This window comes from Microbacterium sp. H6 (assembly GCF_003314775.1).
GTDB lineage: Bacteria > Actinomycetota > Actinomycetes > Actinomycetales > Microbacteriaceae > Microbacterium > Microbacterium oxydans.
Genome location: NZ_QOAY01000304.1, coordinates 32,784 through 41,084 on the forward strand (window position 1 = coordinate 32,784; position 8,301 = coordinate 41,084).

Below are 8,301 nucleotides of genomic sequence, written 5' to 3' on the forward strand. Positions count from 1 at the left end.
TGAATCCGTCCTCGGGTCGCAGCGCCGCGAGCAGGAACAGGTGGCCGACGTAGAACGTCAGCGCCATCTGTCCGGCGAGGACCACTGGTGTCGCGAAGCGAGACAGATGACTCCAGAACCGCAACAGGAGTCCGGTGACGAAGATCGCGCTGCCCACGCTGCTGATCACCCACAACGGCATCTGCCCGTGGGGCACCCCCGTCAACAGCAGGCCGTAGCCGCGCTCGGGTTCACCGAGAAGGAGGGGGAACAGCTCGGCTGCGGCCAGGGCGCCGACGCCGGCGATGCCGCCCGTGATGATCATCGCCTTCTGGACCCGCCGCTCGCGCAGGTCCATGCGGCCCAGCATCATCCCGAACACGAACGGGATGATCCACACGACCAGAGGGTACGGACGCGACAGGAACAGCGTGTGCAGCGGGCCGGGAATGTCGCCGGACCATGCCAGCTCCGGACGGGGTTCGCCGGTGTGATCGAGGGATTCCCCGACAAAAATGAGCGGACCGACGATCATGAACACGGTGATGAGTCCGATCAGCACGCTGGTCGGAAGCCGGTATAAGAGGAGGGCCACAAGGAACAGCCCGCCGTATAGAGGGAGGATGACGTTGACCCCGTGCGGGAGTAAACCGAGCAGAAGACCGCCGACAATCAGGATTGCTGCACGCCAGAGGACGACGATGATCCGTCGGCGCCCGTGGTCGGCGCGCAGGAACAGGCTCATCGATACGCCCGCAATGAGGACGAACAGCACCGATGCCCGGCCGTAGGGCAGAAACCACAACCGTTGAAACACGCTCTCGTTCGCGACAGGCCCGACGTTGACGATGATCATGCCGATCAGTGCGAGACCGCGGGCAGCGTCGATCGCGAAGAGCCGTTTCGACGCAGAGGCAGCGGTAATGGTTCCCATCACTACGGATCGTAACCTGCACACCTACGCATCTCCTGAGCTACGCAGATTGTTTGTTAGCATCGGTAGATGCCCCGCCTCGCCACCCGGCCGGCCGTTCTGGCCGCCCTCGTCCTCGTGACGGCGATGCTTGCCGGCTGCACGCCCACCGAGCCGACCCCGACACGGTCACCCCTCAGTAGCTCGACGCCCTCCCCCACGCCGACGCTTCCTCCGCTCGCCCAAGGCGCGGTGGCGGCAGGGCATCCGCTCTCCGCCGAAGCCGGCACAGCTGTCCTCCGCCAAGGCGGCAACGCGGTCGACGCCGCGATTGCCGCGGCCTTCGCCGACACGGTACTGCAGCCGGACGCGTCCAGTATCGGCGGCGGCGGCTCGGCCATCATCGCCGATAGCGACGATCTCGACTACGTGGACTACCGCGACGAGGTGAACACCGCTGGCTCGGTGCCGTCCTCGGGAGCGGGGATCCCTGGGTTCGTCGCCGGAATGGCGGCCCTGCACGAGCGTTACGGGACGCTGCCCTGGGAAACGCTACTCGAACCGGCGATCGCGCTCGCACGAGACGGCGCCCCCCTCTCCTCATATCTGGCCGGGCAACTCCAGTACCTCCCTGGTGGCGCGGCGGACGTACCGCCGTTCTATGACGCTGACGGCCGAAGGCTGCTCGCCGACGCGACATTCGTGCAGAGCACGCTCGCCGAGACGCTCAGCACGATCGCCACGGAGGGCGCGGACGCGTTCTACACCGGATCGCTGGTTCCGCGTCTGGCCGACGTGCCCGGGATCGACGCCGAATCTCTCGCCGCCTACGAGGTGCAATGGTCCGACCCGCCAGCCGGGACGTTCGGGGACTACACCGTCGTCTCGGCGGCACCGGCGTTGCCGGGCGCCGCGGTGATACAGCAGCTGCAGATCGAAGAAGCCCTCGGAATCGCCGGGGCAGCTCCCGGGTCGGCAGATTTCATCGACATCCAGACTCGCGCCTGGCGGATCGCCAACAACTCGATTCAGACGCTCTTCGGCGACCCGAACTTCGTTGACGTCCCCGTTGACGAGCTCACCGACCCGGAGGCCAACGCCGCCCTGGCGGCCTCCGCGGGCGCGGCTGGGACAGCGGAGGGTGAAGATGTCGACGGGAACACGACGCACATCTCGGTCGTCGATGAGAACGGGCTGACCGTGTCCATGACGAACACCGTCACCGACTTCTGGGGCTCGAAACAGTACGTCGCCGGGTTCTTCTTCAACAACTCCCTCAAACGGTTCAATGACATCGGTACTGCCGGGCTGAACGTCGTCCGGCCCGGCGCACGATCGGTTAGCTGGTCGGCGCCGAGCCTCGTCCTCGATGCCACCGGCCCGCCGGTACTGGTAGTAGGTCTTCCCGGTGGGCGACAGATCCCCAGCACTCTTGCCACCGTCATCGCCCTGTGGGCCATGCACGATGCGAGTGTCGAAGAAGCCGTCCTCGCCCCACGATTCCAATTGCTCACCAACGACGTCCTTCGCCTCGAGTCCGACAGTGTCGCCGCCGAGCTCCGTGGTCGCGGCTACACCGTGGAGGTGTCTGGCTACCCGCCCGTGTTCGGATCGGTACAGGCTCTCGAGATCGACTGGCAAACCCGGTCCGTGACCGGCTTCGCCGACCCACGGCGTGCGGCAGGTGTCAGCTACACAGGCTCCGGATAGATACGAACCACCCATGAACCAACTGTCCGTCGTTGCGTCGAACATCCCGACCCGTGGGGTTGAGTCAGCTCGTGTCCCTCCCGTCGCGGCAGGAACGATCCCGTGTGGATAACCAGCGTCGCGCAACTGATCGCACTCGTGGTGATTATTGTGCTCATCGGGCTGGGAGCGCCAGAACGCCGCGAAGGAGAACCGCTCCCGACGTTTCGAGACGAGTGGGACGACATGAAAGCCGCCGTTCGGCGAGCCTGGAATCGGATACTCCGAAAATGACCAGTAGGAGAGCGATCAAGAAGCTCCCGCTGGGCATGGGCCGTCGGCGAGCGATTATCGTCGGCGCGGGACAATCAGGCCTCGCCGTCGCAGCCGCTTTGGTGGAAGGCGGGCTTACCCCACAACACGAGTTCGTCATCATCGACGCGAGCTCCGGAGAGACGAGTTGGGCGAACAGGTGGCACTCGATGGTGTTGCTCAGCGACGCACGCCACAGCACTCTGGTCGGCTATCCAACGGTAGGAAATCAGCGCCGCCACCTGACGGCGAATGAAATGTCCCGCTATCTCGCCGATACCGCTGCTCGCATAGGAGTGAAGCCGTTGTGGAGGACCCGCGCCATCGGAGTGGAGCGACGCGGCGCAGAAGAGACGACCCTCGTACTTTCGACGTCGGTCGGTGACGTGCAAACCCGAAATGTGGTCTGCGCGACCGGCGCTGCCTCTCGCCCCCGACGTCCACAATGGTTCTCCGGCCTGGACGTTCCCGGAATGGCGTTACACAGCAGCGACTATCACGACCCGAAGCAACTCCCGCCCGGCGATGTGCTGATCGTCGGCGGCGGGAATACCGGTGTGCAACTGGCGAGGGAGCTGAACGACTCTCACACCGTGACGCTGTCGGTTCGCACCCCCCGGCGCCGGCACGCCCTCGCGTTCTTTCCCCATAGCAGTGGCAGATACAGACACCTGATCGAGGGCAAGCGTCAACCGGAGCCGCTTTACACCGACAGTTACCAGTCGCTCAGACGCGACGGAATAGCTATCAGCTCAGCCGTCACCAGCGCCCACGGACCGACCGTATCTCTGGCCGACGGTTCCACCCTCAGGCCGACATCCGTCATTGCCGCCACGGGCTATCTCCCCGGTGACGACTGGCTTCCCGACCACGCCCATCCGACAGGCCACCACCCTACCCAGACAACGATCCCAGGCCTAACCGTTGCCGGAATGCCCCGATTCAGCCGCCCCGGCAGCGACACCATCCACGGCATACACCGGGATGCACTGCTCATCGCCCGCAGCATCCTCGACCGACCATGACGACAACGCTCTCCGGCACTGCGCCTCCGACTGTCGAGAATCTGCTCGCCCTCGCACCGAGCAGTGCGTCGCTTCTTGCGCCGATCGCCGTCCTGCTGGCCGCGCTCTATGTCTGGGGAGCAATGCGCCTCTGGTCCCAGCGCCGTCGATGGTCCATCTTGCGGACCATCTCCTTCCTGCTTGGTTGTGTCCTCCTCTTCCTAACCGGCGGCCTCGGTCTGAACACCTACGGAAGTCTGTCGGTCGCCGCACTGGTGTTCCAACAGATCACCTTGATGACCGTCGTCACCCCACTGCTGATCGTCGGCTCACCTGGTCGACTACTCCTGCGGGCTACACCGCACCGCGGCCTCGGCGTGTTCGCGCTGCGTGTTGCGCATGCCGGTCTGCGCTCGCGCTTAGCCCGAGCCGTTCTGCACCCCGTCGTCGCGATCCTCGTCGCCGCCGCGCTCTACCTCGGGCTGTACCTGACCGACCTGGTCAGTGTCATCATCCGCCTCCCTGCCGGACACGAGCTCCTGCTGCTCACGTTCCTCATCAGCGGGACCATCGCCGCCGTCCCGCTCTGGTCCTCCGACCCACTGCCCCGCACCCCGTCCTACGCCGCCCGCCTCATCGACGTAATTGCCGAGATCCAGATCCACGCCGTCTTTGGACTGATCCTTCTCCTGAGCAGTACACCACTGTTCGTGGCCTTCACCAATCCCACGATCGGGTGGCCAATCGACCCGCTTCGCGATCAGGCGATCGCGGGGACCCTGGCATGGACATATGCCGAGCTACCCCTGCTGATCGTCCTCATTGTCACACTATCCCGCTGGCGCTCCCGTGACCTCACACTCGCTGATCGCCGACGAGATCAAGATGACGCAGAAAGGGAGGAATACAACGCCTACCTCGCCACCCTTAGCCAGCACGACCGGTGAACGCAACCGGCCGCGTCGCGCTCGTCCAGAGCTGCTGTCTCGCTTGCAAGAGGCTTCGTCGGCGCGGCACCACGCAGTTGCTTCTCGTAGCTCCGCGAGTACGGCCCCGCTGCCGTGTGCGACAGCTTCCCGTTTCCCAGGGCTGATCGGCACCGTGCTTGGCTGCCATGTCTTCGATCGTGTCGTGCTTCGCGGGAGTGAGCGATAGCACGCCAGGGAGTCGGCCGGTGTGGGAGCGGGAGTCAACTTTCAGCAGCGCCGACTGCTCACGAACAACTCTCGTTCCCGCCCGCGCGACGCAGTGGCGCTGGAGCTGTGGCGGTCGAGGTTGCGAGGACTCTTCCGTCCAGCCGGGCGATCTTCCGGCAGACGAAGATTCTGAACGTGCTCGAGGGCACGTGCGAGATCGCGACGGCCGACGGCGTCTTTACGCTACGGCCCGGCACGTCGTTCGCTCTCGGCTCGGGACGCTGGTGCCAGATTAGGCCGGCCCCGTCTGTGCGAATGTGGGCGGTATACGCTGATGATGAGTTCTGGCTCTCGCAGATGTCGTGGTTCTTCCCGGATCGCTCACGGGTCCTCGCGGGCATCCACCCGCATGAGTGGGGCGGCATACCGCTGCTGATCGAACCCGGCGTGGAGGCGCTGAGGCAGATCGAACCGCTGTGGCGACAGATGAGCATCCTGTCTGACGGGTCTCATCCGCCAGAAGTCGTCGCTACTCGCACGGTTGAGCTGCTCGCCCGCTGGGTGGGGATGGTGCTGCCGACGTTCCTCTCGGCGGAGAATGGCCAACGTGATACGCAACCTCCGTGGAGACCGATTGACGGGCGCCTGACCGACCCGGCGGTGATCGGCCATATCGGCGACACGGTACGCATGCTCCGTACACGGATGGCCGAGCCGTGGACGGTCGGAGCTCTCGCTCGCGAAGCTTCGCTCTCGCGCACGCACCTCACACGCATGTTTCTGCTGCACACCGGGGCGCCGCCGATGCGGTTCCTCACGGAGATCCGGCTGACCGAGTTCACCCGGCTGATCGAGGAGACCGATCTGTCCGTGGGCCGCGCCGCGGCTGCCTCCGGATGGCGCGATCCGCGTGTAGCGTCGAACTGGTTCCAGCGCCGCTTCGGGGTCACCCCGACGCAGTACCGCCTCACCCCGCACCCGTCCCTCGAGGAACTTTGCGCTCGGAGGGTCATCGAGGACGAGTCCGTAGGCTGAGTCCCGGCATCGTCACTCGCTGTGTGAACCGTCTTTCTTCACGCATGACCCGTTTTCGTCTTCTGCCTCTCGACGTATCTGCTGCCGGGCCAGTAGACCGGGCCAGACACGTCGGGTTCGTTGTGGAGCCTGACGGTCGTCACACCATCTTTCGTCCGTCCTCGCTCCGCTGACCCTCCCGGCGCACCTCATGGTCGCAAGGGCAACCGCTTCCTGCGGTGGCCTGCCGGGAGGAGGAGCGGGTGGCTACCGAGGAGACGAGGAACGACGCTCGCGAACCCCGTGATGGGTTCGCGGAGGTGATGACGCGTGTCTCACCAGCCTGGCATCCCGCCGTCGCTGCTCGCGAGTTCGCCGCCGCTGGGGTGCCAGTGTTCCCGTGCGCACCGGGCGGAAAGCGCCCGGTGACGGAGAACGGGTTCCACGATGCGACTACTGAGGCACGTCAGGTCGATGTGTGGTGGCGGGCGCGGCCCGGTGCGAACATCGGCATGCCCACCGGCGAAGTCTCCGGGGTCGTCGTGGTCGACGTCGACGTGCATGGGCCCGTGAACGGCTACGGTTCGATGCGTCGCGCGCAGCAGGCGGGCTTGGTCGACGGGTGGATGTTCCTCGTGGCCACGCCGTCGGGCGGCACGCACGCCTACTACCCGGCGGTGCCGGGCCAGCAGCAGCGCTCCTGGCAGGCGGCACGCGCCGCCGTCGACTTCCGCGGGGACGGCGGATACATTGTGCTGCCGCCGTCGAGTGTTCTCGTCAACGGGGCAAGGGCCGGCTACCGCCTGCAGCAGTTGGGGTCTGGTCCGAGCGCGCCGGTGGACGCGGCGGGGGTGCGGGGCTTCCTCGACCCGCGCCCGCAACCTCGCTCGCTACCTCGGAACGCGGCGATGAGCGGCGCCGCATCCGACGTGTCGCGGCTTGCGGCGTGGGTCGCGAACCGTCAGGAAGGCGAACGCAATCGCGGCCTGTTCTGGGCTGCCTGCCGCCTTGCGGAGAACGGTGTGAACCCCGTGGAAGCTCTTGACCTTCTGGGTGCCGCAGCGGGTCATGCAGGTCTTGCGGAACGGGAGATTGTCACGACCGTCCGCTCCGCCTACCGTGCTGCGCATCCCTCGGCCAGGGAGCGGACGCCGGATCGCCCCGGCGGCTCCTTCGCTCGCGCTCCGGCCCCTGCCGCTCCAGCACCCGCATTCGGAGGGCTGTCATGATCGCCGGGATGGATCGCCGGTGGGCGGTGCTGACCGCGGCGGTCGGGACGGTGTTCATCGCCGCCGGCGCGTTCTGGTTGAGTTTCACCGCTCTCGCGGACCTCGCAGCACGCTCCGGAATCGGCGCCGGGCAGTCATGGGCCTGGCCGCTCATTGTCGACGGGATCATCGTCGTCGCGACCGTCGCCGTCGTCGCTCTCGGCGGGCAGCGCTCGGCGTGGTACCCGTGGACGCTGTTGATCGGCGGCGCGCTCGTCTCGGTGACTGCCAACGCGATCCACGCCGTCGTCGCCGCGGACGCCGACGTGCCCGGAGTGCTGGCCGCCGCTGTCGCCGCCGTGCCTCCCGTGGTGCTGCTGGCGATCACGCACCTGACGGTCGTGCTCACCCGACCGACCACCGGCCCAGCACGACGGGAACTTCAAAGGCTCGGTGAGAAGGTCGCGCCCGCGCGAGACGACCACGCACCGCCAGCGCAGCATCTGACTCCGCTGGCGGTACGCGCCCGAACATCGGAAAGCGATGTCGCGCGGGCGGCTCCTGATGAGAGACCGAGCGGCGATCGGCGGATGCAGGCGGCCGCGTTCCGGGAGGCGCGCTGGTCTAACAAGCGGATCGCCCGTGAGCTCGGAGTGCATGCGTCGACGGTCGGCCGGTGGTTCGCCGCTGGGCACCTGGCCGATGGCCCCGACTCACCCACGAGCACGAACGACAACACGAAGGAGCAGTAGCGATGAACGACCACGATGTGCATGAGCCTGACGGGCCCGACCGTTTCCTGGAGGCGCACGAGCGACCGGGCCTATCCGGATCGGAAGCTCGGGAGTCCGATCCGACAGCTCCCACCCCCGAGGCGTACAAGCAGCCAGACGACGCCTTGGTGGCGACGCCAGACGAGATCGCGCAGGACGAGATCGTAGATCGGTCGCAGACGCCAGAAGCGATCGAGGCGGCGAAGGTCGCCGGGGGCTCTTCTCCGGAGCGAGCTCTCGACCCGCACGTGCGTGCTCGCGGGGTGGAGTGGG

7 protein-coding genes and 1 pseudogene are annotated in these 8,301 nt (G+C 66.5%); 7 read left to right on the forward strand and 1 reads right to left on the reverse strand.

Features of this window, described 5'->3' with window-relative positions; all coding sequences use genetic code 11:
- On the reverse strand, positions 1–913 hold a 913-nt coding region (locus DSP71_RS19940), incomplete at its 3' end, for a heparan-alpha-glucosaminide N-acetyltransferase domain-containing protein (RefSeq protein ID WP_113681881.1).
- A 69-nt stretch (positions 914–982) separates the two neighbouring features.
- Between DSP71_RS19940 and DSP71_RS19945 the strand changes: the two genes are divergently transcribed.
- The 7 genes and pseudogenes from DSP71_RS19945 to DSP71_RS22780 form a co-directional block, all read left to right on the forward strand.
- Positions 983–2,602 (forward strand): gamma-glutamyltransferase, encoded by a 1,620-nt coding sequence (locus DSP71_RS19945; protein ID WP_081768039.1) that lies wholly within the window; start codon positions 983–985, stop codon positions 2,600–2,602.
- A 269-nt stretch (positions 2,603–2,871) separates the two neighbouring features.
- Complete coding sequence (locus tag DSP71_RS19950; RefSeq protein WP_081768038.1) at positions 2,872–3,918, forward strand: NAD(P)-binding domain-containing protein; 1,047 nt, start codon at positions 2,872–2,874, stop codon at positions 3,916–3,918.
- The gene (locus tag DSP71_RS19955) at positions 3,915–4,844 is read left to right on the forward strand and encodes a cytochrome c oxidase assembly protein (RefSeq protein WP_036289335.1); all 930 of its coding nucleotides are present in this window, start codon (positions 3,915–3,917) and stop codon (positions 4,842–4,844) included. The genes DSP71_RS19950 and DSP71_RS19955 overlap by 4 nt, the downstream gene beginning before the upstream one ends.
- Before the next feature lie 504 nt (positions 4,845–5,348).
- Entirely contained in the window at positions 5,349–6,068 is a 720-nt protein-coding gene (locus tag DSP71_RS19960) for a helix-turn-helix transcriptional regulator (protein WP_147251418.1), read from the forward strand.
- A 371-nt stretch (positions 6,069–6,439) separates the two neighbouring features.
- Positions 6,440–7,276: a bifunctional DNA primase/polymerase gene (locus tag DSP71_RS19965; RefSeq protein WP_396652070.1), complete on the forward strand. Its 837-nt coding sequence runs from the start codon at positions 6,440–6,442 to the stop codon at positions 7,274–7,276.
- The gene (locus tag DSP71_RS19970; RefSeq protein WP_181800793.1) at positions 7,273–8,007 is read left to right on the forward strand and encodes a DUF2637 domain-containing protein; all 735 of its coding nucleotides are present in this window, start codon (positions 7,273–7,275) and stop codon (positions 8,005–8,007) included. Before DSP71_RS19965 ends, DSP71_RS19970 begins: the two co-directional genes overlap by 4 nt.
- 2 nt (positions 8,008–8,009) lie before the next feature.
- A pseudogene (locus tag DSP71_RS22780) lies at positions 8,010–8,301 on the forward strand (hypothetical protein); the annotation flags it as partial.